At 69.5% G+C, this 22,697-nt stretch carries 25 protein-coding genes; 18 read left to right on the top strand and 7 right to left on the bottom strand.

Going from position 1 to position 22,697, the window contains the following annotated elements:
* The first annotated feature begins 257 nt into the window (after positions 1-257).
* The 8 genes from C7416_RS09745 (at position 258) to C7416_RS09710 (ending at position 5,902) form a co-directional block, all read left to right on the top strand.
* Positions 258-878 (top strand): MotA/TolQ/ExbB proton channel family protein, encoded by a 621-nt coding sequence (locus C7416_RS09745; RefSeq protein ID WP_026164567.1) that lies wholly within the window; start codon positions 258-260, stop codon positions 876-878.
* Positions 879-902: 24 nt separating this feature from the next.
* Positions 903-1,328: an ExbD/TolR family protein gene (locus tag C7416_RS09740; RefSeq protein ID WP_111518582.1), complete on the top strand. Its 426-nt coding sequence runs from the start codon at positions 903-905 to the stop codon at positions 1,326-1,328.
* Between the two features lie 144 nt (positions 1,329-1,472).
* Positions 1,473-2,576 (top strand): tetraacyldisaccharide 4'-kinase, encoded by a 1,104-nt coding sequence (gene lpxK / locus C7416_RS09735; RefSeq protein ID WP_111518580.1) that lies wholly within the window; start codon positions 1,473-1,475, stop codon positions 2,574-2,576.
* Entirely contained in the window at positions 2,557-2,760 is a 204-nt protein-coding gene (locus tag C7416_RS09730; RefSeq protein ID WP_111518577.1) for a Trm112 family protein, read from the top strand. Before lpxK ends, C7416_RS09730 begins: the two co-directional genes overlap by 20 nt.
* 11 nt (positions 2,761-2,771) lie before the next feature.
* Positions 2,772-3,581, top strand: a complete 810-nt coding sequence (kdsB, locus tag C7416_RS09725; RefSeq protein ID WP_111518571.1) for a 3-deoxy-manno-octulosonate cytidylyltransferase — start codon at positions 2,772-2,774, stop codon at positions 3,579-3,581.
* 403 nt (positions 3,582-3,984) lie between these two features.
* Positions 3,985-4,650: an adenylate kinase gene (gene adk / locus C7416_RS09720; protein ID WP_018008913.1), complete on the top strand. Its 666-nt coding sequence runs from the start codon at positions 3,985-3,987 to the stop codon at positions 4,648-4,650.
* 121 nt (positions 4,651-4,771) lie between these two features.
* On the top strand, positions 4,772-4,981 hold the full coding sequence (locus C7416_RS09715) for a type II toxin-antitoxin system Phd/YefM family antitoxin (protein ID WP_111518569.1): 210 nt from the start codon (positions 4,772-4,774) through the stop codon (positions 4,979-4,981).
* A gap of 162 nt (positions 4,982-5,143) precedes the next feature.
* Positions 5,144-5,902 (top strand): 3-hydroxyacyl-CoA dehydrogenase, encoded by a 759-nt coding sequence (locus C7416_RS09710; RefSeq protein WP_111518567.1) that lies wholly within the window; start codon positions 5,144-5,146, stop codon positions 5,900-5,902.
* A 21-nt stretch (positions 5,903-5,923) separates the two neighbouring features.
* On the opposite strand, the gene C7416_RS09705 is transcribed toward C7416_RS09710, so the two are convergent.
* The gene (locus tag C7416_RS09705; RefSeq protein ID WP_111518565.1) at positions 5,924-6,742 is read right to left on the bottom strand and encodes an MmyB family transcriptional regulator; all 819 of its coding nucleotides are present in this window, start codon (positions 6,740-6,742) and stop codon (positions 5,924-5,926) included.
* Between the two features lie 160 nt (positions 6,743-6,902).
* Between C7416_RS09705 and C7416_RS09700 the strand changes: the two genes are divergently transcribed.
* Positions 6,903-7,682, top strand: coding sequence for a class I SAM-dependent methyltransferase (locus C7416_RS09700; protein ID WP_111518563.1), 780 nt, complete (start codon positions 6,903-6,905; stop codon positions 7,680-7,682).
* 16 nt (positions 7,683-7,698) lie between these two features.
* Here the strand turns inward: C7416_RS09700 and C7416_RS09695 are convergent, their stop codons facing one another.
* Positions 7,699-8,616: a LysR family transcriptional regulator gene (locus tag C7416_RS09695; RefSeq protein ID WP_111518561.1), complete on the bottom strand. Its 918-nt coding sequence runs from the start codon at positions 8,614-8,616 to the stop codon at positions 7,699-7,701.
* 104 nt (positions 8,617-8,720) lie between these two features.
* Between C7416_RS09695 and C7416_RS09690 the strand changes: the two genes are divergently transcribed.
* A complete protein-coding gene (locus C7416_RS09690; RefSeq protein WP_111518559.1) occupies positions 8,721-9,746 on the top strand; it encodes a bile acid:sodium symporter family protein in 1,026 nt (341 codons plus the stop codon).
* An 80-nt stretch (positions 9,747-9,826) separates the two neighbouring features.
* Here the strand turns inward: C7416_RS09690 and C7416_RS09685 are convergent, their stop codons facing one another.
* On the bottom strand, positions 9,827-11,341 hold the full coding sequence (locus C7416_RS09685; RefSeq protein ID WP_111518557.1) for an N-acetylmuramoyl-L-alanine amidase: 1,515 nt from the start codon (positions 11,339-11,341) through the stop codon (positions 9,827-9,829).
* Positions 11,335-11,847 (bottom strand): tRNA (adenosine(37)-N6)-threonylcarbamoyltransferase complex ATPase subunit type 1 TsaE, encoded by a 513-nt coding sequence (gene tsaE / locus C7416_RS09680; RefSeq protein ID WP_026164566.1) that lies wholly within the window; start codon positions 11,845-11,847, stop codon positions 11,335-11,337. Before tsaE ends, C7416_RS09685 begins: the two co-directional genes overlap by 7 nt.
* 16 nt (positions 11,848-11,863) lie before the next feature.
* Here tsaE and queG point away from each other — a divergent pair, with 16 nt between their 5' ends.
* The gene (queG, locus tag C7416_RS09675; RefSeq protein ID WP_111518555.1) at positions 11,864-13,078 is read left to right on the top strand and encodes a tRNA epoxyqueuosine(34) reductase QueG; all 1,215 of its coding nucleotides are present in this window, start codon (positions 11,864-11,866) and stop codon (positions 13,076-13,078) included.
* A gap of 21 nt (positions 13,079-13,099) precedes the next feature.
* Here queG and C7416_RS09670 read toward each other — a convergent pair whose 3' ends face one another.
* The gene (locus tag C7416_RS09670; RefSeq protein ID WP_111518553.1) at positions 13,100-13,993 is read right to left on the bottom strand and encodes an AEC family transporter; all 894 of its coding nucleotides are present in this window, start codon (positions 13,991-13,993) and stop codon (positions 13,100-13,102) included.
* A 157-nt stretch (positions 13,994-14,150) separates the two neighbouring features.
* Between C7416_RS09670 and C7416_RS09665 the strand changes: the two genes are divergently transcribed.
* The 6 genes from C7416_RS09665 (at position 14,151) to plsY (ending at position 18,670) form a co-directional block, all read left to right on the top strand.
* Complete coding sequence (locus tag C7416_RS09665) at positions 14,151-14,834, top strand: chalcone isomerase family protein (RefSeq protein WP_111518551.1); 684 nt, start codon at positions 14,151-14,153, stop codon at positions 14,832-14,834.
* 103 nt (positions 14,835-14,937) lie between these two features.
* Positions 14,938-15,906, top strand: a complete 969-nt coding sequence (locus C7416_RS09660; RefSeq protein WP_018008901.1) for a tripartite tricarboxylate transporter substrate binding protein BugE — start codon at positions 14,938-14,940, stop codon at positions 15,904-15,906.
* 105 nt (positions 15,907-16,011) lie between these two features.
* Positions 16,012-16,491 (top strand): methylated-DNA--[protein]-cysteine S-methyltransferase, encoded by a 480-nt coding sequence (locus C7416_RS09655; RefSeq protein WP_111518549.1) that lies wholly within the window; start codon positions 16,012-16,014, stop codon positions 16,489-16,491.
* A complete protein-coding gene (xerD, locus tag C7416_RS09650) occupies positions 16,488-17,426 on the top strand; it encodes a site-specific tyrosine recombinase XerD (RefSeq protein ID WP_111518547.1) in 939 nt (312 codons plus the stop codon). The genes C7416_RS09655 and xerD overlap by 4 nt, the downstream gene beginning before the upstream one ends.
* A gap of 19 nt (positions 17,427-17,445) precedes the next feature.
* Complete coding sequence (locus tag C7416_RS09645; protein WP_111518545.1) at positions 17,446-17,937, top strand: aminoacyl-tRNA deacylase; 492 nt, start codon at positions 17,446-17,448, stop codon at positions 17,935-17,937.
* Positions 17,938-18,061: 124 nt separating this feature from the next.
* Complete coding sequence (plsY, locus tag C7416_RS09640) at positions 18,062-18,670, top strand: glycerol-3-phosphate 1-O-acyltransferase PlsY (protein WP_111518543.1); 609 nt, start codon at positions 18,062-18,064, stop codon at positions 18,668-18,670.
* A 140-nt stretch (positions 18,671-18,810) separates the two neighbouring features.
* Here the strand turns inward: plsY and C7416_RS09635 are convergent, their stop codons facing one another.
* Together C7416_RS09635 and C7416_RS09630 are read right to left on the bottom strand one after the other, a co-directional pair.
* Positions 18,811-20,082: an ATP-binding protein gene (locus tag C7416_RS09635; RefSeq protein ID WP_111518541.1), complete on the bottom strand. Its 1,272-nt coding sequence runs from the start codon at positions 20,080-20,082 to the stop codon at positions 18,811-18,813.
* Between the two features lie 26 nt (positions 20,083-20,108).
* On the bottom strand, positions 20,109-20,852 hold the full coding sequence (locus C7416_RS09630; RefSeq protein ID WP_111518539.1) for a response regulator: 744 nt from the start codon (positions 20,850-20,852) through the stop codon (positions 20,109-20,111).
* 344 nt (positions 20,853-21,196) lie between these two features.
* Between C7416_RS09630 and C7416_RS09625 the strand changes: the two genes are divergently transcribed.
* On the top strand, positions 21,197-22,696 hold the full coding sequence (locus tag C7416_RS09625) for an MdtA/MuxA family multidrug efflux RND transporter periplasmic adaptor subunit (protein WP_111518537.1): 1,500 nt from the start codon (positions 21,197-21,199) through the stop codon (positions 22,694-22,696).
* The last annotated feature ends 1 nt before the right edge of the window (position 22,697 follow it).

Genomic DNA, 22,697 nt, shown 5'->3' with positions numbered 1-22,697 from the left:
GGCGACTTTCCACAATCGATCCACAACACTGTCCCTGCCGGCTGTGGAAAGCGGCAGCCTGCGCGGCAGTGACACGATGCGCGCCGGAGACAGGCGCGCATCGTCCCTTGCCGCGCGCCAGGCCGCGGGTTAGAGTGGCGCCTGTTTTTTCAGAGCAATGCCGGAGCGCGCAGCAAGGCACCATGCCCACGCGCCTCAAGGCATGCCGGTTGGTGGTTTGGGGTTTCGTAATTCGGTTGTCGATCCCGGGGGTCCAATTGTTTTCCATCATTCAAGCGGCCGGCTGGCCGATCTGGCCGCTGTTGCTCGCCTCGGTCATCGCGCTGGCGCTGATCGTCGAACGCTTCCTGTCGCTCAAGCGCAGCAAGGTGCTGCCGGCGAAGCTCTATGAAGAGGCGCTGGCGGCCGCGCAGCAGCGCCGCGCCACGCCGGAAGTGGTCAACACGCTGGAACAGAATTCACCGCTGGGGCGCGTGCTGGCCGCCGGGCTGCGCCACGTGGTGCTGCAGCCGCATACCTCGCGCGATGCCGCCAAGGACGTGGTCGAGGAAGCCGGCCGCGTGGTCGCGCATGAGCTCGAGCGCTACCTGAACGCGCTTGGCACGATCGCCTCGGTGGCGCCGCTGATGGGGCTGCTGGGCACGGTGATCGGCATGATCGAGATCTTCGGCAGCCAGGGCGGCACCGGCACCAGCCCCGAGCAGCTGGCGCATGGCATCTCGGTGGCGCTGTACAACACCGCCTTCGGCCTGATCGTGGCGATCCCGGCGCTGATCTTCTGGCGCTACTTCCGCCGCCGCGTCGACGACTACGTGGCCGAACTGGAATTCCGCGCCACCTCGTTCCTCGACGCCATCCTGCCGCAGCGCCGCGCCTGAGCGCGGCTCGTCCACCCGACCGCCATGCACTTCCGTTCCCGCCAGCGGCGCGAAGAGCCGGAGATCAACCTGATCCCGCTGATCGACGTGCTGCTCGTGATCCTGATCTTCCTGATGATCACGACCACGTACTCGCGCTTTACCGAGCTGCAGATCCAGCTGCCCACCGCCGACGCCGAGCGCGCGCGCCAGCAGCCGCAGGAGATCGTGGTGTCGGTGTCCGCGCGCGGGGTCTACTCGGTCAACAAGCAGGTGATGGAGCACAAGGACGTCACCAGCCTCGCCGACCAGCTGCGCACCGTTGCGGGCAACGGCGGCCAGGCGCCGGTGGTGATCGTCAACGCCGACGCACAGGCCACGCACCAGGCCGTGGTCAACGTGATGGAGGCCGCGCGGCTGGCCGGGCTGTCGCGCCTGACCTTTGCCACGCAGAGCGCGCAGCCGCGCTGATCCCCAGGCCGGCCCGTGCGCCGGCGGCCGGCGGCCTTGCTCCATGCGCACGCCAATGCCCATAATGGTTGAGTCGCCCCGAGGGGCGTAGCCGCGAGCGCACTACAATCGCATCCCGACCATCGACTCTCGCACGCCGCGTCCATGCCCGTTCCCCGCCATGCCCTTGCCGACTTCGTGACCGCCCAGTGGCAACGCCGCGGCTGGTTCGCGTGGCTGATGCTGCCGTTCTCGCTGCTGTTCGGCCTGGTCGCGCGGGTGCGCCGCCATGGCTACCAGCGTGGCTGGTTCAAGTCGACGCGGCTGCCGATGCCGGTGGTGGTGGTCGGCAACGTCACCGTGGGCGGCACCGGCAAGACCCCCGCGGTGATCGCGCTGGCGCATGCGCTGACCGAGGCCGGGCTGCGGCCCGGCGTGGTCTCGCGCGGCTACGGCGTGCAGCTGAAGCACCCGCGCCGGGTCAAGCCGACCTCGCAAGCCGGCGACGTGGGCGACGAACCGCTGCTGATCGCGCGCGCCACCGACGTGCCGGTCTGGGTCTACCCCGACCGCGCGCTGTGCGCGCAGGCCATGCTGGTGTCGCACCCCGGCATTAACGTGCTGCTGCTCGACGACGGCCTGCAGCACTACAAGCTGCAGCGCGACTTCGAGATCGTGATGTTCGACGCGCGCATGGGCGGCAACGGCCTGATGCTGCCGGCCGGCCCGCTGCGCGAGCCGCTCTCGCGCCCGCGCGACGCCACCCTGATCAACGACCCCAACTTCCGCGCCACCCCCGACCGCCCCGGCGTGTACGGCATGCGCCTGGAACTGGATGACGCGTGGCAGCTTGCCGATCCCACCATGGCGCGGCCGCTCAGCGCGTTTGCCGGCCGGCGCGTGCTGGCCGCGGCCGGCATCGGCAACCCCGAGCGCTTCTTCGCCAGCCTGCGCGGCGCCGGCCTGGCGCCGAAGACGCTGCCGCTGCCGGACCACTATGACTTCGTGGTCGACCCGTTCGTCGACCATCCCGATGCGCTCGATGCCGACGTGATCCTGATCACCGAGAAGGATGCCGTAAAATGCGAGCGCTTCGACGACCCGCGCATCTGGGTCGTGCCCACCAGGCCCGTGATCGACGCGGGCCTGATCGATAAAATCCGCCGCGCCGTGCAGGCGCAAATCCAACCCGCGCCGACCGCGCCGGCCGCCGCGAGCGGCGCCGCCGGGCGCAACGAGGAACACCGAGATGGACAACCGGCTGCTTGAAATCCTGGTCTGCCCGCTGTGCAAGGGCAAGCTGGAATACGACCGCGCCGCGCAGGAGCTGATCTGCCACGCCGACAAGCTGGCCTACCCGATCCGCGACGGCATCCCCGTGATGCTGGCCGACGAGGCCCGCCAGTCGGTGCCCGGCCGCGTGATCGAGCCGGACACGCCGGCGGGCAACTGAGCAGCGCGGCCATGACCTTGCCCGCGTTTACCGTCGTCATTCCCGCACGGCTGGCTTCGACCCGCCTGCCCGACAAGCCGCTGGCCGATATCGGCGGGCGCCCGATGGTGGTGCGCGTGGCCGAACGCGCGCACGCCTCGTCGGCGCAGCGCACCGTGGTCGCCACCGACGCGCCCGCGGTGGCGCAGGCCTGCGCCGCGCACGGCATCGAAGCCGTGCTGACCCGCGCCGACCACCCGTCCGGCACCGACCGCCTGTCCGAGGTCGCCGCGCAACTGGGCCTGGCCGACGACGCCATCGTCGTCAACGTGCAGGGCGACGAGCCGCTGATCGAGCCGGCGCTGATCGACGAAGTCGCGCTGCACCTGGCGCACCACGCCGACTGCGCCATCGCCACCGCGGCCCACCCGCTGCACGACAGCGCCGAGGTGTTCAATCCCAACGTGGTCAAGGTGGTGTGCGACGCCGCCGGCCGCGCGCTGTATTTCTCGCGCGCGCCGATTCCGTGGGCGCGCGACGCATGGTCCGGCGTGCCGTCCATGCCCGCCGCTTCGGCCCGGGTGCCGCTGCCCGACATGCCGGTGCTGCGCCATATCGGCCTGTACGCCTATCGCGCCGGCTTCCTGCGCCGCTTCCCCACGCTGGCCGCGGCCCCGCTGGAGCAGGCCGAGGCGCTGGAGCAGCTGCGCGCGATGTGGCACGGCGAGCGCATCGCGGTGATGCAGACCGCCGCCGCGCCCGCGCCCGGCGTCGACACCCAGGCCGACCTCGAGCGGGTGCGCGCGCTGTGGGCGCAGTCGATGGCCCAGGAAGGGCCCTGACCGCCATCCCGACGCATCCCCGCCGGCGCGGGCAGGGCCACCGCGCCGGTTGCCTGCCCGCTCAGGTCGATTCTGCTGCAACCGAACCGGGGGGCCGATTTCGGGCCGAATCCCCGCTGCCTCATGGCATAATGCTTGCCGATACAGAGCCGCCCCGCTGGCGCGAGCAATCGCGCCGCCGGCCAAGGCTCGGTGGGGAGATAAAGATAGAGCCCGTCCGGTGCGCCGCGCCGCCATCCCCCTGGCAGCCGCCGCCGGCCGTACGCGTGGGTACGCCTGTGCCGTGCCCGCGCTGAACGCAGTCAGCGCGCACCGGGACCGCAGTCAGTCTCGCGTCAAGTTACGGCGTTACCCTCCTTCTGATCTCCCGCCATACCGGATTAAAAACTCTGAGGACCCGTAAATGCGTTTGATCCTGTTGGGCGCGCCTGGCGCCGGCAAAGGCACGCAAGCCAAGTTCATCTGCGAGAAGTTCGGCATTCCGCAAATCTCCACCGGCGACATGCTGCGCGCCGCGGTGAAGGCCGGCACGCCGCTGGGCGTGGAAGCCAAGAAGGTCATGGACGCGGGCGGACTGGTGTCGGACGACATCATCATCGGCCTGGTGAAGGACCGCCTGAAGCAGGACGACTGCAAGAGCGGCTACCTGTTCGACGGCTTCCCGCGCACCATCCCGCAGGCCGAGGCGATGAAGGACGCGGGCGTGGCGATCGACTACGTGCTCGAGATCGACGTGCCGTTCGACGCCATCATCGAACGCATGAGCGGGCGCCGCGTGCACGTGGCATCGGGCCGCACCTACCACCTCAAGTACAACCCGCCCAAGGCGGAAGGCGTCGACGACGAGACCGGCGAGCCGCTGATCCAGCGCGACGACGACAAGGAAGAAACCGTCAAGAAGCGCCTCGACGTCTACTCGCAGCAGACCCGTCCGCTGGTCGACTACTACTCGGCATGGGCCGCCAACGGCGACGCCGCGGCCAAGGTGGCACCGCCGAAGTACCGCAAGATCCTGGGCGTCGGCAACGTCGACGAAATCACGGCGCGGGTGTTCGAGGCGCTGAAGTAATTTGTCTCGCCGGACAATGCAGAAAGATGAAAGCGGCCTTCGGGCCGCTTTTTTTATTGAGCAAAGAATGTTGGTCTGGCATCGTGGTGATGGTTCGAATCGTCAGCTATTAGGAGACGTCATGCCACCCAGCCATATATCGAAAACGGATTTCAAGGCACGCGCGCTCGAATATTTTCGCCAGATTGAAACCACCGGAGAAACGATGGTCGTGACCGACCACGGTCGACCGGCGTTTGAAGTGCGTCCATACCGCGGACTGGCGCGCAATCCCCTGCAGGTCTTGCAAGGTACGGTGGCCCACTATGAAAGACCGTGTGATCCAGTGTGAACGACCGTTCAGTGACGGCGGAGTGATCGGCGCCCAATTTTCGGGCAACTTCGCCTGAACAGTACCCTTACCGGAAATTGACCGCCCCCTTGCACATCGGCCCTGCCTCCGTACAATGCTTAACGTTTACGTAAACGGAAACCATACCGAGGAGACACCATCGTGGAAATCAAGGACAACGTCTTCATCATCACCGGCGGCGCCTCCGGCCTTGGCGCCGGCACCGCGCGGCTGCTTGCCGAAGCCGGCGCCAGGGTTGTCATTGCCGACCTGAACGAGGCCGCCGGGCAGGCACTGGCAGCCGAGACCGGCGGCCGCTTCGTGCGCTGCGACGTCACCTCGGAAGCCGATGGCCAGGCCGCGGTCGCGGCGGCGCAGTCGCTTGGCCGTCTTGCCGGGCTGGTCAATTGCGCCGGCATTGCCACCGCCAACAAGACGGTCGGCAAGAATGGTCCGCATCCGCTCGATGCCTTCGACAAGACCATCCGCATCAACCTGATCGGCACCTTCAACATGATCCGCCTGGCCGCCGCGGCGATGGTGCAGAACGCCCCCGACAGCGAGGGCGAGCGCGGCGTGATCATCAATACCGCCTCGGTGGCGGCCTTCGATGGCCAGATCGGGCAGGCCGCCTATGCCGCGTCCAAGGGCGGCGTGGTCGGCATGACGCTGGCGATCGCGCGCGACCTGGCGCGCGACGGCGTGCGCTGCATGACCATCGCCCCGGGGCTGTTCGAGACGCCGATGCTGCTGGGCATGCCGCAGGAGGTGCAGGACGCGCTCGGCAAGATGGTGCCGTTCCCGTCGCGACTGGGCCGGCCCGCCGAATATGCGAAGCTGGCGCGCTCGATCATCGAGAACCCCATGCTCAACGGCGAGGTGATCCGCCTGGACGGCGCGATCCGGATGCAGCCTAAGTAAGTAGCCCTGGCTGCTGCCCGCTCAGCCGGGCAGCAGCATCACCAGCATCAGCCCCGGCGCCGCCGCCGGCACCAGCGTCAACTGCTCGAACTGCAGCGCGCCCTGGCGCGGATGGCGAAAGCCGCGGCGCCCACCCTCGCGCTCTTCCACGTCCTGCGACAGCCAGGCGGCACGGAAGTCGGCGCTCTCAGCCATCAATCCCTCGATCAATGCCCGCGTCGGCGCCGCATCGGCGTGGCGGATGCTGTGCGCGCGGAATTCCGCCACCAGCCGTGCGGCGCGGTGCGGCCAGTCTTGCACCAGCGCCTGCAGCGCCGGCGACAGGAACATCGCGCGCAGCAAGTTGCGCTCGGTGGCGGCGGCGTCGAGCCAGCCGATGAACAGGTCCGCGGCGGCGGCATTCCAGGCCAGCGCGGTCCATTGGCGGTCGAGCAGGTACGCCGGCCCGTCGATGGCATGCACGCTGGCCAGCACCGCGGGCGGCAGCGGCTCGCCGGCGGCGTGTTGCGGATCGCGCCGGCCGGCCAGTTCGAACAGGTAGGCGCGTTCGGCGCGCGACAGCCGCAGCGCCGCGGCCAGGCTGGCCAGCGCACGCGCCGACAGCGCCACCGGCCGGCCCTGTTCCAGCCATGTCACCCAGGTCGTGCTCAGCCCTGCCAGGTGCGCCACTTCCTCGCGGCGCAGCCCGGGCGTGCGCCGGCGCTGGCCTGGCGCCAGCCCCACATCCGCCGGCGCCAGGCGTTCTCGGTGCGCGCGCAGGAAGGCGCCGAGCACTGCTTCCCGCGAGGCTGGCGAGGATGGCAAAGCTGGAGGAGGGGCAGGCGGGGCGAGTGGCGGCATGGCAGGCTGGTGGCGCTTATACCAGGATAAAGCGGTGACTTGTACCGGGAAAACGACCCGCCTACAGTATGCCGGACCCGCCTCGCGGGCAAGTCCCCTCCCCGACAACAACAGCACCCGCCCGGCCTGGCTCGGCCGCGGCTTGAAGGAGCCCAGCACCATGCAGCAACAGGAACTCGTCGCCGCCCAGTTCGGCGCCACCGCCAGCGCCTATCTCACCAGCGCGGTCCACGCCAGCGGCGCGGACCTGCAGCAACTGAAGGACGAACTGGCCGCGCTGATTCCGGCGGCCAACCGCGCGCGCAGCCGCGTGCTCGACCTCGGCTGCGGCGCCGGCCACGCCAGCTTTGCCGCCGCCGCGGTGGCGGGCGAGGTCACCGCTTACGATCTGTCGGACGACATGCTGGCCGTGGTCGGGGCCGCCGCGCGCGAGCGCGGGCTGTCCAATGTGCGCACCCGCCAGGGCGCGGCCGAGCAACTGCCGTTCGACGATGCCAGCTTCTGCGCGGTGGTGTCGCGCATGAGCGCGCACCACTGGCGCGACGTGCCCGCCGCGCTGGCCGAGATCCGCCGCGTGCTCAAGCCCGGCGGCAAGGTGGTGATGATCGACATCGCCGGCGCGCCGGATCCGCTGCGCGATACCTGGCTGCAATCGGTCGAGTTGCTGCGCGACCCCTCGCACGTGCGCGACTACACCCCGGCGGCCTGGCGCGCGATGTTCGAAGCCGCGGGCTTTGCCGCGGAAGCGATTGCCGTATCGGAAACCTGGCGCATTGGCATCGAGTTCGACAGCTGGGTGCAGCGCATGCGCACGCCGGCGGTGGCGGTGGAAGCGATCCGGCACCTGTGGCAGGTGGCGCCCGCCGAAGTGCGCGAGCACTATCGCGTGCAGGCAGACGGCAGCTTCGAGCTGGAAGCGGTGATGGTGACAGCGCGCTGACAGGGAGCAAGCCTGCTCAGGCCGCGGCACTGATCGTTGGCGGCTCGGCCCGCACGGTCAGGCGCCGCACCAGTTCCCACACTGCCGCCGCGGCCGGCGACAAGGAGCGGTCCTCGCGCCGCACCATGACGATGCTGCGTTCCTCGCACGGCACCAGCGGGCGCCACACCAGCGGCGACGCCGCCGGCAGCGGCAGCGAGAACGACGGCAGCACCGATGCGCCGATGCCGGCCTCGACCATGCCGAACACGCTGGCCGAATGGCCCAGCTCCTGCACCACCTGCGGCACCACGCCGTGGCGGCCGAACACGCGGTCGATCAGCGGCCGGCTGCCCGAGGCAAAGTCCAGCAGCACCAGCCGCATCCCATGCAGCGCCGACCACGGCACCGTTTCCGCCTGCGCCAGCGGATGGTCGCGCCGGCAAACGAAGCAGAACGGGTCGGTCGCGACCGGCTCCACCAGCAGCCCGTCGCGCACCAGCGGGTCGATCAGCACGCCGAAGTCCACCGCGCCGGCGCGGACCTGCTCCAGCCCGTCGGCCTGGACGTTGTCGCGCACGGTCAGGCGGATCTCGGGATATTGCGCGGCGCAGGCGGCCACGTAGAGCGGCATCAGCCGGGCGGAGATGGTCGGCGCGCCGGCTATCACTACACGGCCGCGATAGCGCTCACCGAGCTGCCGCGTTTCTTCGAGGGTGTCGTCCAGTTGCCCGAGCAGGCGCTCCAGCGCCGGCGCCAGCGCATGGCCGGCCTCGGTCAGCACCACTTCGCGCGTGGTGCGGTCCAGCAGGCGCACGCCGAGCGCGTCTTCCAGCTCGGCGACACCGCGGCTGACTGCCGGCTGGGTCAGTCCGACCGCGTCCGCGGCCCGGCTGAAGCCGCCACTGCTGGCCACCGCCAGAAACACGCGCAACTGGCGCAATGTGTAATTCATGCAACAACCGGATAAATAGATTCTATAAATGAATTTGCATTCTAGACCGGGCTAGCGTCCAATACTAGGCAAAACCCTAACATCGCAGGATTTCACCCGCAGTCATGTCCCGTATTGTCCGCAATCTCAAGAAGCTCTATGACCTGATCGACGGCTTTGTGCTCGTCATGCTGACCGCCATCGCCATCGCGCTGGCCGCGCCCGAACTCGGCACCGGCGACGGCCCGCTGCAACTCGGCGTGGTCACCAGCCTGGGCGTGGCGCTGGTGTTCTTCCTGCACGGCGCGGCGCTGTCGCGCGACAAGCTGGTGGCGGGTGCCAAGCACTGGCGCCTGCATGTGTTCGTGCAGGTCTTCACCTACGTGGTGTTCCCGGTGGTGGGCGCGCTGCTGATGCTGTCGCTGCGCAATACGCTGCCGGCCGACCTGCTGCTGGGCGTGTTCTTCCTGTGCGCGCTGCCGTCCACGGTGTCGTCGTCGGTGGCCATGACCTCGATGGCGCGCGGCAATGTCTCCGGCGCGATCTTCAACGCCACCATCTCGGGCCTGATCGGCATGCTGGTGACGCCGCTGCTGATGGGGCTGGTGATCAGCGCCAGCGGCGCGTCGATGCCGCTGGGCAAGGCGCTGACCGGCGTGGCGCTGCAGCTGCTGCTGCCGTTCGCGCTGGGACAGCTGCTGCGCCCGCTGATCGGCAGCTGGCTCGCCAAGAAGAAGCACATCACCAACAAGATCGACCGCGGCGTGATCGTGCTGATCGTCTACTCGTCGTTCTGCGACGCCACCGCCGAAGGCCTGTGGCACCAGTACCAGTGGCAGACCATCGGCGCGGTGATGGGCATCGCCGCGGTGCTGCTGTTCGTGGTGCTGGGCTTCACCACGCTGACCGCGCGCCGCCTGGGCTTTTCGGTCGAGGATGAGATCACCGCGGTGTTCTGCGGCTCGAAGAAGAGCCTGGCCAACGGCATCCCGATGGCCAAGATCCTGTTTGCCGGCCATCCGGCGCTGGGCCTGCTGGTGCTGCCGCTGATGGTCTACCACCAGCTGCAGCTGATCGTCTGCTCGGTGATCGCGTCGCGCTATGCCAACCGCGATGCGCTGCTGGAGGACCAGGCCACGGCGCGCGCCTGAAGCGCGCCACCATGAAAAAAACCGGACATGCCCTTGGGGCATGTCCGGTTTTTTCTGTGCCCCGCCGCCTGCGCGGCGGATCAGACCGACGGATTCTTCGACAGCGGCGGATTGCGCGCGAAGTACGAGCGGATGCCTTTCAGGATGGCATTGGCCAGCTGTTCCTGGTGGGCGTTGTCGTTGAGCTTGCGCTCCTCTTCCGGATTGCTGATGAAGGCGGTTTCGATCAGGATCGACGGGATGTCCGGCGCCTTCAGCACCGCAAACCCGGCCTGTTCGACACGGGCCTTGTGCAGCTTGTTAATGCCGCCGATCTCGCCCAGCACGGCCTTGCCCACCAGCAGGCTGTCGTTGATCTGCGCGGTGGTCGACAGGTCCAGCAGCACGCGCGCCACCTGCGCATCCTTGTTGCCCATGTTGGCGCCGCCGATCAGGTCGGAGGCGTTTTCCTTGTTGGCCAGCCAGCGCGCCGCGGTACTGGACGCGCCGCGCTCGGACAGCGCGAACACCGACGCGCCGCGCGCCTCGGGCGACAGGAAGGCGTCGGCGTGGATCGACACGAACAGGTCGGCCTGCACCCGGCGCGCCTTCTGCACGCGCACGTTCAGCGGCACGAAGAAATCGGCGTCGCGCGTCATCATCGCGCGCATATTGGGCTGGGCATCGATCTTGGCGCGCAGCCGGTGCGCGATCTGCAGCACCACGTCTTTCTCGCGCGAGCCGGCCGCGCCGATCGCGCCCGGGTCTTCGCCGCCATGGCCGGGGTCGATCGCCACGGTCAGCAGGCGACGCATCTTGAAGGGACGCTCGGCGGTGGGATTGTCGCGCGCAACCGGCGGCACCACCGGGGCATTCGGGGCCGGCACCGGCGGCACCGGTGCCGTGGATGGTGTCGACGGCCGCGGCCGGGCCGCTGCCACCGGCGGCGGCGCAGTGGTGGGCGGCACCTCGCCCTTCTCGTCGAAGCGGCGCACCAGCGCGCCGATGGCGTCCTCCTCGGCGCCGGCCGGCGCGCCGGCGATGCCTTCGGCGCCCGGCGCCGGGTCCGAGGTGGCAAAGCGGCGCTGCTTTTCCTCGGTGTCGCGCACCAGCTTCCACAGCGGGTCGGGCGGGTTGACCGGGTACAGGTCGAACACCAGCCGGTTGCGGTAGCTGCCGATGGGCGCCAGCGTGAATACCTGCGGCGCCACGTTTTCCTTCAGGTCGAACACCATGCGGACCACGCGCGGGCGGTTCTGCCCGACGCGCACGGTCTGGATATACGGGTCGTTAGGCGTGATCTTGGCCACCAGCTCGCGCAGCGTGGGCGACAGGTCGAGGCCGTCGATGTCCACCACCAGCCGGTCGGGGTCGCGGATCATCTGGTGCACCGCGGCCAGCGGCGAATCCGATTCGATGGTGACGCGGGTGTAGTCCTCGGCCGGCCACACGCGCACCGCGACGATGCCGGCGCCGAACGCGATCTGCGGACCGGCCAGCGTCAGCACGGCGGTGCCGGCGCCCAGCTTCAGCGCCTGCGCCATCCATTTGCGGCGCGCCTGCAGCAGGCCGTCGGGTCCATCGGGGCGGTCGGTGGCAAGTCGCTTGATCAGCATGCGTTCAGCAAGGTAAGTCCAGTGGGAGTATAGGCGCGCAGCGTCGCGATCCGCCGCTCGCCGGCGTCATCGGCGCCGGCCATGTCCGATTGGAGCAACACGTGCAGGTCCGGTTCCCCCAGCAGGCGCCCGGCCTTTTCCGGCCACTCGACCAGGTTGAAGGCCGGTTCGGCGAAGCAGTCGCGAAAACCCGCGTCGAGCCACTCTTCGGGATCGGCAAAGCGGTACAGGTCGAAGTGGTAGACCGTCAGCGGCGAGCCGTCGGCGCGGGCGACGTCATAGGGCTCGCACAGCGTGTACGTTGGGCTGCGGACCTTGCCCGCATGGCCCAGCGCGCGCAGCACGGCGCGCGACAGCGTGGTCTTGCCGGCGCCCAGGTCGCCGGACAGCTGCACATGCACCGTGCGCGGCGGCATGGCCTGCACGGCGGCGGCCAGCGCGGCGCCCAGGCGCGCGGTGGCGGCTTCGTCGGGCAGCGTCAGGGTGCGTTCTTCGAGCAAGGGCATTGCGTACAATTCAGGAATGATCGACCGAGTCGCCCCCGGGCAGGCGGATGCGCCGCCCACACCAGTACCAGACACCAGCGGCCATGCGGCCGCGGGCCCGGGGGAGCTTGCGGCGCTGGCCGGGTCGATCCGCGCATGGGGCGCGGCGCTGGGCTTTGCCTCGGTGCGCATTGCCGATGTCGACCTCGCGCATGCCGAGCCCGGACTGCTGGCCTGGCTGGCGCAGGGCTACCACGGCGACATGGATTATATGGCCAACCACGGCCTGCGGCGCGCCCGTCCGGCCGAACTGGTGCCCGGCACGGTACGCGCGATCGTGGCGCGCATGCCCTATGTCCCGGTCGCCGGCGCGCACGCGCAGGCCGCCGACTGGCGCCGCCACGAGCTCGCGCGCCTCGACGACCCGGCCACTGCGGTGGTGTCGCTGTACGCACGCGGACGCGACTATCACAAGGTGCTGCGCAGCCGCCTGCAGCAGCTCGCCAGCCGGATCGAGGCCGAGATCGGCAAGTTCGGCTACCGCGTCTTTACCGATTCGGCCCCGGTGATGGAAGTTGCGCTGGCCAGCCAGGGCGGCCTTGGCTGGCGCGGCAAGCATACGCTGCTGCTGGATCGCGACGGCGGCTCGATGTTCTTTCTCGGCGAGATCCTGGTCGACATCCCGCTGCCCGCCGATCCGCCCGAATCCGGCCATTGCGGCAGCTGCCACCGCTGCGTGGACATCTGCCCCACGCGCGCCATCGTCGCGCCCTACCGGCTGGATGCGCGCCGCTGCATTTCCTATCTCACTATCGAGCACAAGGGCGCGATCCCGGTGGAATTTCGCGCGCCGATGGGCAACCGCGTCTACGGCTGCGACGACTGCCAGCTGGCGTGCCCGTGGAACAAGTTCGCGCACGTGGCTACGGTGCCGGACTTCGATGTGCGCAATGGCCTGGACGCGCCCGACATGGTGGCGCTGTTCCAATGGACCGAAGCGGAATTCAACCAGCGCCTCGAGGGCAGCCCGATCCGCCGCATCGGCCACGAGCGCTGGCTGCGCAACCTGGCGGTGGGACTGGGCAACAGCCTGCGCACGGCACTGTCTGGCTCGCGCGCCGAGGACGCGGCACTCGCCGCCCGCATTCGCGGCGCACTGCTGGCGCGGCGCGAGACCGCCACCCCCATGGTGCAGGAACATATCGACTGGGCCCTGGCGCAGGGCGGCCCGCCGGTGCAACGGGCCGGCTGATCTCCCGGCTTCCCGGCCAGGTCAGCTCACCAGCGCCAGCCACAGCGGCGTGGTGACGATCGCCGCCACCGTCATCAGCGAGATCGTCGCCGCCACCATCGGCCCGTTGCCGCCCATGCGCACGGCCAGGATGTAGGCACTGGAGGCGGTCGGCAGCGAGGCGTACAGCACCACGATCTGGTACTGCAGCGCGGTCAGCGGCAGGTGCCGCCCCACCAGCCAGGCCACGCACGGCATCGCCAGCAGCTTGACCCCGGTCCACCACGCCACTGGCCCGGCGGTGCCGGTGGCGCCGCTCATCTGCAGCCCGGCACCCACCGTCATCAGCCCCAGCGCGGTCGACGCCGAGCCCAGCCGGTTCAGCGTCATGCCCAGCACCTCGGGCGCGTGCAGCCCCATCAGGTTGGTCGCCAGCCCGCCGGCGGTAGCCAGGATCAGCGGGTTGCGCGCCAGCTCCTTCCACAGCGCGGCCTGGCCATGGCGGGCCAGCGCCCACACCGCGGCCACGTTGCACAGCGGCACGGTGCAGCCGACGATCACCGCCATCAGCGCCAGCCCTTCGGAGCCACCCAGCCGCGCGGCCAGCGCCAGCCCGATATAGGAATTGAAGCGGAACGCGGTCTGCAGCCCCGACGCAAAGCTGACCGGGTCCGGCCGCAGCACCCATTTGACGGCATAGCCGCCGGCCAGGCCGGTGGCCAGCACCAGCAGCGCCAGCCCCAGCATGGCCGAGGTCGACGAGAAATCGAGCACCGCGGTATTGGTCGACTGCAGCAGCAGCGCCGGGAACAGCACGAAGTAGACCAGCCGCTCCACCCCGCTCCAGAAGGCGCGGTCGAAGGGGGAATAGCGCACCAGCAGCCAGCCGATCAGGATCAGGCTGAAGTCCGGGACCAGCAGGAGGGCGGAAGACATCTAGGGTTGTTGTTGTGGTGGCAGTGGCATGGCGCGGCACTGCCCGGGCAGCCGTCGCACAGAAACAGCGGCGGGGAGCGATAACGGCAAAAAAGCCGGAATGTGCAGACTAGGGCAGATACGGATAGGTATTTTTCCAGATTTCGGGCAGCATGGCATGCCAAGTTGTACGCCTGCCGCCATGTTGTCCCGCATCCGTTCCGCGCGCCTGCGCGTGGACACCCTCCTCCGCTCCCGACTCAGCCCTGGCCGCCGCCTGCGCCTGGCCGTCGTGCTGGCCGCGCTCGGCGCCGCGGCCATGGTGCATGCCGTGCCGGGGCCGGCGCGCGCGGTCGAGATCGCCGGCGTGCGCTTCGACGATGCGGCGCGCGTGGGCGGCAAGGAACTGCAGCTCAATGGCGCGGCGCTGCGCACCGGCTTCCTGACCAAGGGCTACGTGGCCGCGCTGTACCTGGAGGAAAAGGCCCGCAACGCGACCGTGGTACTGGGCACGTCCGGGGCCAAGCGGCTACAGTTACGCATCCTGCGCGAGACCGAGCCGCCGGCGGTGGTGCGCGCGATCCGCCAGGGCATGCGCGACAACCACAGCGAGGCGCAGATGCAGGGGCTGGCGGCGCGGCTGGTACAGTTCGAGCGCACCCTGGGCGAGATCGGCACCGCGCACAAGGGCGATGTCATCAACCTGGATTTTTCCCCGCAAACGGGGACGGTCGTCGCCATCAACGGCACGCCGCGCGGCCGGCCGATTCCCGGCGAAGACTTTTACCAGGCGCTGCTGCGGGTGTTCCTGGGCGAACGCCCGGTCGACGCCGGCGTCAAGCGCGGCCTGCTGGGCGGCTGACCCAGATTACGCTGCCGCCGCACCGCCCGACCTGTGGCACTGCGACGGTTTTTTTGCTTCCGGGCCGCACCCTGCCCGGATTTATGACGGGAGACATGATCTCATGCAAGCTGGCAAACTCGCACTGACCCTGGCCCTGGCGGCCGCCGCCACCGCGGCGCAAGCCCAGAGCTACCCCACCAAGCCGATCCGCCTGATCATTCCGTTCGCCCCCGGCGGCACCACCGACATCGTCGGCCGCGGCGCGGCGGACCAGATGAGCCGCATCCTGGGCCAGCCGGTGGTGGTGGAAAACCGCGCCGGCGGGGGCGGTTCGATCGGCGCCGACGCCATCGCCAAGGCCGCGCCCGACGGCTACACCATCGGCATCTCGACGGTCTCGACCATGGCCGTGAACCCGGCCTGCAACCCCAAGCTGTCGTACGACCCGATCAAGGACTTCAAGCCCATCACCAACCTGGCCAACGTGGCCAACGTGATCGCGGTGAACCCGAGCTTCCCGGCCAAGGACTACAAGGAATTCCTGGCCGTGCTGAAGGCCAACCCGGGCAAGTATTCGTACGCGTCGTCGGGCACCTGCGGCTTCGGCCACATGCTGGGCGAGCAGTTCAAGGTCTCGACCAAGACCTTCATGGTCCATATCCCGTACCGCGGCGCGGGCCCGGCGCTGAACGACGTGCTGGCCGGCCAGGTGCCGATCATGGTCGACAACCTGCCGTCGTCGATGCCCTACATCAAGGCCAACAAGCTGCGCCCGATCGTGGTGGCCTGGAACAAGCGCCTGGAGTCGCTGCCCAATGTGCCGACCTTCGGCGAAATGGGCCTGAAGGAGCCGAACGATCCGGCCTGGTACGGCCTGGTTGCGCCGGCCGGCACGCCTGACGAAGTCATCAAGAAGCTCAACGAAGCCGCGGTCAAGGCCCTGCAGGACAAGGACTTCCAGCAGCGCCTGCGCACCGCCGGCGCCGAGCCGTCGGGCAACACGCCGGCGCAGCACGCGGCCGAGATCAAGAAGGAATTCGACAAGATGAAGAACCTGGTCAAGGTGCAGAACATCAAGCTGGAGCAGTAATCCGGCCGGTGTGACGTCATACCCCATAAGGCCGCCGCGAGGCGGCCTTTTTTCTGCCCCCGCCAAAAAGCACTAAAATCCAGCATTCGCCCCAGCCTGACCGCCATGCCCGCACCCTACGACGCCATCCTTACCGCCCCGTTCGGCAAGATCGGCGTGCGCACGGACGGCGCGCGCATCCGGGCCATCGTGTACCTTCCCGGGCACGTCGAGGGTCCTGCCCCCGCCGATGCGCTGACGCAGCGCCTCGCGGCGCAGCTGGCGGCCTATTACGACGATCCCAACAGCGCCTTCGACGTGCCGCTGGCCGCCGCCGGCAGCGCCTTCCAGCAGCGCGTGTGGCAGGCCATCTGCGCCGTGCCGCGCGGCGCCACCACCACCTACGGCACCATCGCCGAAGCCATCGGCGCGATGCCGCGCGCGGTCGGCCAGGCGTGCGGGCAGAACCCGTTCCCGATCCTGGTGCCCTGCCATCGCGTGGTCTCGGCGCGCGGCATCGGCGGGTTCTCGCACCATGCCGAGGACGGCTTTTACCTCGACGTCAAACGCTGGCTGCTGCGCCATGAGGGCGCCATGCTGATATGAGCGGCGCCCCGGCGGCAGCCGAGCTTACCGCCGTCGCCAGCGCTGCCGACGCGGCCCTGGTCAGCCGCTTCTGCGATGCGCTGTGGCTGGAAGACGGGCTCTCGCGCAACACCATCGATGCCTACCGGCGCGACCTGACGCTGCTGGCGCGCTGGCTGCAGCACGAGCAGCGCGGCGAGCTGCTCGGCGCCGACGACGGCGCGCTGTCGGCGTACTTCAGCGCGCGCCATACGCAGACCCGCGCCTCGTCGGCCAACCGGCGCCTGGCGGTGTTCCGCCGCTTCTACCAGTGGGCGCTGCGCGAGCACCTGGTGCAGACCGACCCCTGCCTGCTGCTGCGCCCCGCCAAGCAGCCGCCGCGCTACCCCAAGACCCTGACCGAGGCCCAGGTCGACGCGCTGCTGGAGGCGCCCGATACCGCCACGCCGCTGGGCCTGCGCGACCGCACCATGCTCGAGCTGATGTACGCCAGCGGCTTGCGCGTATCGGAGCTGACCCAGATGAAGACCGTCGAGGTCGGCCTGAACGAAGGGGTCGCGCGCGTGGTCGGCGGCAAGGGCGACAAGGAGCGCCTGGTGCCATTCGGCCAGCAGGCCGGCGACTGGCTGCGGCGCTACCTGGCCGGCGCGCGTCCGCTGCTGCTGGCGGGGCGCGCCTGCGACGCGCTGTTCGTCACGCAGCGCGGCGAGGGCATGACGCGGCAGGCGTTCTGGCACCTGATCAAGCGCCATGCGCGCGACGCCGGCGTGCATGCCCCGCTGTCGCCGCACACGCTGCGGCATGCCTTCGCCACGCACCTGCTCAACCACGGCGCCGACCTGCGCGTGGTGCAGCTGCTGCTGGGGCACGCCGACATCTCCACCACCCAGATCTATACCCACGTCGCCCGCGAACGCCTGCGCGAGCTGCACCAGCAGCATCATCCGCGCGGCTGAGCGGCACCCAGCGATCGCCATGAGCAAGACCAAGCACGTCTCCGAAACCCCTGCCACCCAGTTCCTGCGCAAGCAAGGCGTGGCCTTCGGCGAGCACCCCTATGACTACGTCGAGCACGGCGGCACCGGCGAATCGGCGCGCCAGCTCGGCGTGCCTGAGCATGACGTGATCAAGACGCTGGTCATGGAAGACGAGCGCGCGCAGCCGCTGGTGGTGCTGATGCACGGCGACTGCTCGGTCTCGACCAAGAACCTGGCACGCCAGACCGGGCGCAAGAGCGTGCAGCCGTGCAAGCCCGAGGTGGCGCAGCGGCACAGCGGCTACCTGGTGGGCGGCACCTCGCCGTTCGGCACGAAGAAGCGAATGCCGGTGTACGTGGAAGCGACCGTGCTGGAACTGGCGCGCATCTATATCAACGGCGGGCGCCGCGGCTACCTGGTCAGCCTGGACCCGAGGCTGCTGCCCGCGCTGCTCGACGCCCAGCCGGTGCAGTGCGCGCTGCCGGACTGACCTTGCCGGCCGCACGGCGCCGCGCCAGACCGAAGCAAGCCTCCACGCCAATCCGGGTAGTCACGGTCGTGGCCAAGCCCCTGCCGCGCTACAATCGCGCCAGCCTGAAAACATCCCACTCCACATGGCCAATCTGCTTTTTGCCCTTGCCGCCTACCTGATCGGCTCCGTTTCCTTCGCTGTGGTCGTCAGCAAGCTGATGGGGCTGCCGGACCCGCATTCCTATGGCTCGGGCAACCCCGGCGCCACCAACGTGCTGCGCACCGGCAACAAGAAGGCGGCGATCCTGACGCTGATCGGCGATGCCCTGAAGGGCTGGCTGGCGGTCTGGCTGGCGGCGCGCTTCGGCCCGGCGCACGGCCTCACCGACACCGGCCTGGCCATGGTGGCGCTGGCGGTGTTCCTGGGCCACCTGTTCCCCGTATTCCACCGCTTCGCCGGCGGCAAGGGCGTGGCCACCGCGGCCGGCATCCTGCTGGCGATCAACCCCATCCTGGGCCTGGGCACGCTGGCCACCTGGCTGATCATCGCCTTCTTCTTCCGCTATTCGTCGCTGGCGGCGCTGGTGGCGGCGATCTTCGCGCCGTTCTTCCATGTGCTGATGAACGGCGTCGACGTGATGGCCGGCGCGATCTTCGCCATCAGCGTGCTGCTGATCGCGCGGCACCGGCAGAACATCGCCAAGCTGCTGGCGGGGAAGGAAAGCCGGATCGGGGAGAAGAAGAAGGTTTGAAGGCGTGAACGCAAACTGCTGAGAGCGTCCGACCGCTGCTGGTTTGCTCCCCTCGCCCGCTTGCGGGAGAGGGGAGCCTTTGCCAGGGGTGGTGGCAAGCCCCAGCCGTACCGCACTACACGTTTTTTACGAAACGGTCACTAGACCGTAGCCGCCCCAAACAGCATTTCCACCCGCAGCCCGCCCCCCTCGGCATTCACCAGGTTCAGCTTCCCACCCGCCTGCCGCACCAGCCGGTCGACGATCGCCAGGCCCAGCCCGGAATGCGCATTGCCGCCGCGCGCCGGGTCGAGCCGCACGAACGGCAGCGTGGCGCGTTCCTTGTCGTGGTCGGGAATGCCGTCGCCCTGGTCTTCCACCACCAGCATGTAGCCGTCCGGCGTGCGCGAGGTCGCGATGCAGACCGGCGGCTTGCCATAGGCGTAGGCGTTGTCGACCAGGTTGCCGACGATGCGGTCCAGCTGCGTGGCGATCATGCGGAAGCCCTCGCCCGCGCCCAGCGACAGCACCACCTGGCGCTCCTGCTCGGCCAGCGAAGCGGCCAGCTCGTTGACGCGCCGGTCCACCGGCACCGGCCGCGCGGTCGACTCGCTGGTCTGCGCGAAGCTCAGGAACTGCTCGACGATGGCCGCCATCGAGTCGACGTCGCGCGTGACCCCGGCCGCGGCCTTGGGATCGGCCAGCATCTCGGCGCGCAGGCGCAGCCGCGCCAGCGGCGTCTTCAGGTCGTGGGCGATGCCGGCCAGCATGGTGTTGCGTTCCTGGTCGATGCGCGCGAGGTCGGCCACCATGCGGTTGAAGCGCTCGATCAGCTGGCGCAGCTCGTGCGGGCCGCGCTCGCGCAGCGGCGGCACGGCGTGCTGGCGCGACAGCAGCGCGGCCGCGTTGGCCATGTCGCGCACCGGGCGCTGGATCTGCCACGCGATCAGCACGGCGAACACGATCGCCACGCCCACCACCAGCATCACCCCCGGCACCAGCCGGTTGTCCGGCGGCGGGTTGTGGACCCACAGGATCGGCATCGCGATCCAGTCGGCGCGGCTCGGCAGCTTGATCCAGATGCGCGGCGTGGTTTCGTCCTCCAGCCGGATCTCGGTGCCCTGCGGCAGCCGGCTGATGAACTGCTCCACCAGCCGGCGCGAGCGGCCGCCCTTGGGTGCGGTGGCATGCTCGTCGGCATCGGCGGTGTTGGCGGTTTCCACCAGGCTGGGCAGCTTCGCCGGGGGCCGCGCATCGAGCGCGCGCTCGATGCTGTCGAGCTGGAACAGCATCTGCTCCACCGAATAGTCGACCTGCTGCTGGCGCCGGTCCATGCGCAGGATGGCCAGCCACGAGAAATGGCTGATCACCAGCACCGCGGCGATCAGCAGCGCAATGCGGCCGAACAGGGTATCGATACGTCGCAACTTCATCGGGAAGCGGTTCTGGCGGCGCCGGGTTATTCGGGGAGGCCCGCGGGAATCTCTTCCGCTTCGTCGGGCACGAAGGTGTAGCCGCGGCCGCGCACGGTCTGGATATAGCGCGGGCGCTGCGCGTCCTCGTCCAGCAGCCGGCGCAGGCGCCAGATCTGCACGTCGATGCCGCGGTCGCTGATGCCGCTGGCGCTGCCGTACATCAGCTCGACGATGCGCTCGCGCGACAGCACTTCGAGCGGATGCATCAGCAGCAGCTTGAGCAGCGCGAACTCGGTGTCGCTGATCGACAGCGCCTGGCCGGCACGCGTCAGCGTGCGCTGGCGGAAGTTGACGCGGAACGGGCCGAACGCGACCGACTCGCGGTCCTCCGGCGCCGCCGCCGGGCGCGCCAGCTTGCGCCGCAGCACGGCGTTGATGCGCGCCAGCAGCTCGCGCGGCGAGAACGGCTTGCCGAGGTAGTCGTCGGCGCCGATCTCGAGGCCGACGATGCGGTCGATCTCGTCGCTGCGGGCGGTGAGCAGGATCACCGGGATATCGTCGTTGCGGGCGCGCAGGTTGCGCAGCGCGGTCAGGCCGTCGACCTTGGGCATCATCAGGTCCAGCACGATCAGCGCCGGCCGCTCGCGCTCCAGGCGCGCCTGCAGGCCGTCGCCGTCATGCATCACCGAGACCGCGAAGCCCTGCTGGGTCAGGTACTCGCGCAGCAGGTCGCGCAGTTCGGGATCGTCGTCGACGACAAGGATCTGGGTAGGCTGGTTCGTTCGCATAGGCACATGATAGTCAGCCCGGGCGGCGCACACGCCGGTTCGGCCGGGCGGTATTGTTTCCGGAGGTTACACCCGGGCCGCTGGTAATCCTCTGTAATAAAAGCGCCGGGCGCCGAAATACGGGCGTCCGCGCCCGCACATTATCCTTGCCGCATGACTTTGCCGTCAGCGCCGCCCCGTGCGCGCCGCACGGCACGCGCCGGCACGCCGGCGGCCCGCGGGCGGCTGTGCGCGGCTGCCCGCCAGGCCGGCCGGCGCCCATGGCGATGCGGCATACTGCGGCATCGTCACTTGCCAGCAGAACACGACGGTGCGCCCGGCGCACCGTTCCCAGGATTGCGGACATGTCCAACCCCGAACAAGGCCAGCCTAACCCCTCCCCCTCCCCGTCTTCGCGCCCGCCGCGCAGGAACCGGCGCCGGCTTTATGCCGGGCTGCTGGTGCTGGTGCTGGCCGGGGGCGGCTGGTACTGGTATGCGCAGCGCGGCGACGCCACCAAAGGCACCGCGGCAGGCCCCGGCGGTGCCAGCGGACCCACGGCGGGAGGCCCGGGCGGTCCGGTCGGTCCCGGCAGCCGCGCAGGCATGCCGCGCTCGCCGGTGGTGGTCGCCACCGTGGCCCAGCGCGACATGGACGTGGTCCTGAACGGGCTCGGCAACGTCACCCCGGTCTCCAACGTGACCGTGCGCGCGCAGGTGTCCGGGCCGCTGCTCAAGGTGCTGTTCAAGGAAGGCCAGATGGTCAAGGCCGGCGACGTGCTGGCCGAGATCGACCCGCGCCCGTTCCAGGCCGCGCTCGACCAGGCCGTGGGCCAGCTGGCGCGCGACCAGGCGCTGCTGCAGAACGCCAGGCTGGACCAGCAGCGCTACCGCACGCTGCTGGGCCAGGATTCGATCTCCAAGCAACAGGTCGATACCCAGGACGCCCTGGTGCGCCAGTACGAGGGCGTGGTCAAGACCGACCAGGGCAATGTCGCCAACGCGCGCCTGCAGCTGGGCTACACCAAGATCGTGGCGCCGGTGTCGGGCCGCATCGGCCTGCGCCAGGTCGATCCCGGCAATATCGTCAATACCAGCGACACCAACGGCATCGCGCTGATCACGCAGATCCAGCCGATCGCGGTGATGTACACCATCCCCGAGGACAACCTGCCGTCCGTGCTGAAGAAGCTCAACGCCGGCGAGAAGCTGCCGGTGCAGGCCTGGGACCGCCAGGTGCGCAACCAGCTCGGCGAAGGCACGCTGCTGACCACCGACAACCAGATCGACACCACCACCGGCACGGTCAAGCTCAAGGCGGTGTTCCCCAATGCCGACGGCATGCTGTTTCCCAACCAGTTCGTCAACGTGCGCACGCGCGTCGACACGCTGCGGGACGCCACCGTGATCCCGGTGGCGGCGATCCAGCGCGGCCAGCAGGGCACCTTCGTCTATACCGTCGACGAAGCCAGCAAGGTCAAGGTGCAGGTGGTCGAGCTGGGCCCCGGCGACGGCACCCGTGCCGCGGTGCTCAAGGGCCTGCAGCCGGGCCAGCGCGTGGTGGTCGACGGCGCCGACCGGCTCAAGGAAGGCATGACAGTCGAAACCGTCGACCCGGCGGCGCGCGCCGCCGCGGTGGTGCCGGCCAGCCAGCCGCGCGCGCGCGGTCGGCGCCATCGCGATGGCGCTGGCGGTGCGGGCGGTGCCAGCGGCGCGCAGGCCGATGCCGGCGCTACAGGCGCTACAGGCGCTACAGGCGCTGCAGGCGCTACAGGCGCTGCAAGCGCTTCGGCACCGCAAGGCGAACGCCGCCGCCAGCGCGAAGCCGGCGCCAGCGCACCGGCCGCGCGCGCGCCGCAGCCGTAAG

Origin of the sequence: Cupriavidus phytorum (assembly GCF_003254285.1) — a bacterium.
In the GTDB taxonomy this organism is placed as follows: domain Bacteria; phylum Pseudomonadota; class Gammaproteobacteria; order Burkholderiales; family Burkholderiaceae; genus Cupriavidus; species Cupriavidus phytorum.
Note: the sequence above shows the minus strand (reverse complement) of the source record. Positions and strands in the feature narration are given on the sequence as shown.

Bases quoted from the DNA above. Each gene is read 5' to 3' on its own strand.
- C7416_RS09665 (WP_111518551.1), top strand. From the start codon at position 14,151: ATGCCAAGTTGTACGCCTGCCGCCATGTTGTCCCGCATCCGTTCCGCG.
- C7416_RS09695 (WP_111518561.1), bottom strand. From the start codon at position 8,616: ATGAATTACACATTGCGCCAGTTGCGCGTGTTTCTGGCGGTGGCCAGC.
- C7416_RS09715 (WP_111518569.1), top strand. From the start codon at position 4,772: ATGCCACCCAGCCATATATCGAAAACGGATTTCAAGGCACGCGCGCTC.
- lpxK (WP_111518580.1), top strand. From the start codon at position 1,473: ATGCCCGTTCCCCGCCATGCCCTTGCCGACTTCGTGACCGCCCAGTGG.
- C7416_RS09630 (WP_111518539.1), bottom strand. From the start codon at position 20,852: ATGCGAACGAACCAGCCTACCCAGATCCTTGTCGTCGACGACGATCCC.
- C7416_RS09655 (WP_111518549.1), top strand. From the start codon at position 16,012: ATGCCCGCACCCTACGACGCCATCCTTACCGCCCCGTTCGGCAAGATC.
- C7416_RS09685 (WP_111518557.1), bottom strand. From the start codon at position 11,341: ATGCTGATCAAGCGACTTGCCACCGACCGCCCCGATGGACCCGACGGC.
- queG (WP_111518555.1), top strand. From the start codon at position 11,864: ATGATCGACCGAGTCGCCCCCGGGCAGGCGGATGCGCCGCCCACACCA.
- tsaE (WP_026164566.1), bottom strand. From the start codon at position 11,847: ATGCCCTTGCTCGAAGAACGCACCCTGACGCTGCCCGACGAAGCCGCC.
- C7416_RS09700 (WP_111518563.1), top strand. From the start codon at position 6,903: ATGCAGCAACAGGAACTCGTCGCCGCCCAGTTCGGCGCCACCGCCAGC.
- C7416_RS09660 (WP_018008901.1), top strand. From the start codon at position 14,938: ATGCAAGCTGGCAAACTCGCACTGACCCTGGCCCTGGCGGCCGCCGCC.
- C7416_RS09740 (WP_111518582.1), top strand. From the start codon at position 903: ATGCACTTCCGTTCCCGCCAGCGGCGCGAAGAGCCGGAGATCAACCTG.
- kdsB (WP_111518571.1), top strand. From the start codon at position 2,772: ATGACCTTGCCCGCGTTTACCGTCGTCATTCCCGCACGGCTGGCTTCG.
- C7416_RS09645 (WP_111518545.1), top strand. From the start codon at position 17,446: ATGAGCAAGACCAAGCACGTCTCCGAAACCCCTGCCACCCAGTTCCTG.
- C7416_RS09635 (WP_111518541.1), bottom strand. From the start codon at position 20,082: ATGAAGTTGCGACGTATCGATACCCTGTTCGGCCGCATTGCGCTGCTG.
- adk (WP_018008913.1), top strand. From the start codon at position 3,985: ATGCGTTTGATCCTGTTGGGCGCGCCTGGCGCCGGCAAAGGCACGCAA.
- C7416_RS09670 (WP_111518553.1), bottom strand. From the start codon at position 13,993: ATGTCTTCCGCCCTCCTGCTGGTCCCGGACTTCAGCCTGATCCTGATC.
- C7416_RS09625 (WP_111518537.1), top strand. From the start codon at position 21,197: ATGTCCAACCCCGAACAAGGCCAGCCTAACCCCTCCCCCTCCCCGTCT.
- C7416_RS09690 (WP_111518559.1), top strand. From the start codon at position 8,721: ATGTCCCGTATTGTCCGCAATCTCAAGAAGCTCTATGACCTGATCGAC.
- C7416_RS09730 (WP_111518577.1), top strand. From the start codon at position 2,557: ATGGACAACCGGCTGCTTGAAATCCTGGTCTGCCCGCTGTGCAAGGGC.
- xerD (WP_111518547.1), top strand. From the start codon at position 16,488: ATGAGCGGCGCCCCGGCGGCAGCCGAGCTTACCGCCGTCGCCAGCGCT.
- C7416_RS09705 (WP_111518565.1), bottom strand. From the start codon at position 6,742: ATGCCGCCACTCGCCCCGCCTGCCCCTCCTCCAGCTTTGCCATCCTCG.
- plsY (WP_111518543.1), top strand. From the start codon at position 18,062: ATGGCCAATCTGCTTTTTGCCCTTGCCGCCTACCTGATCGGCTCCGTT.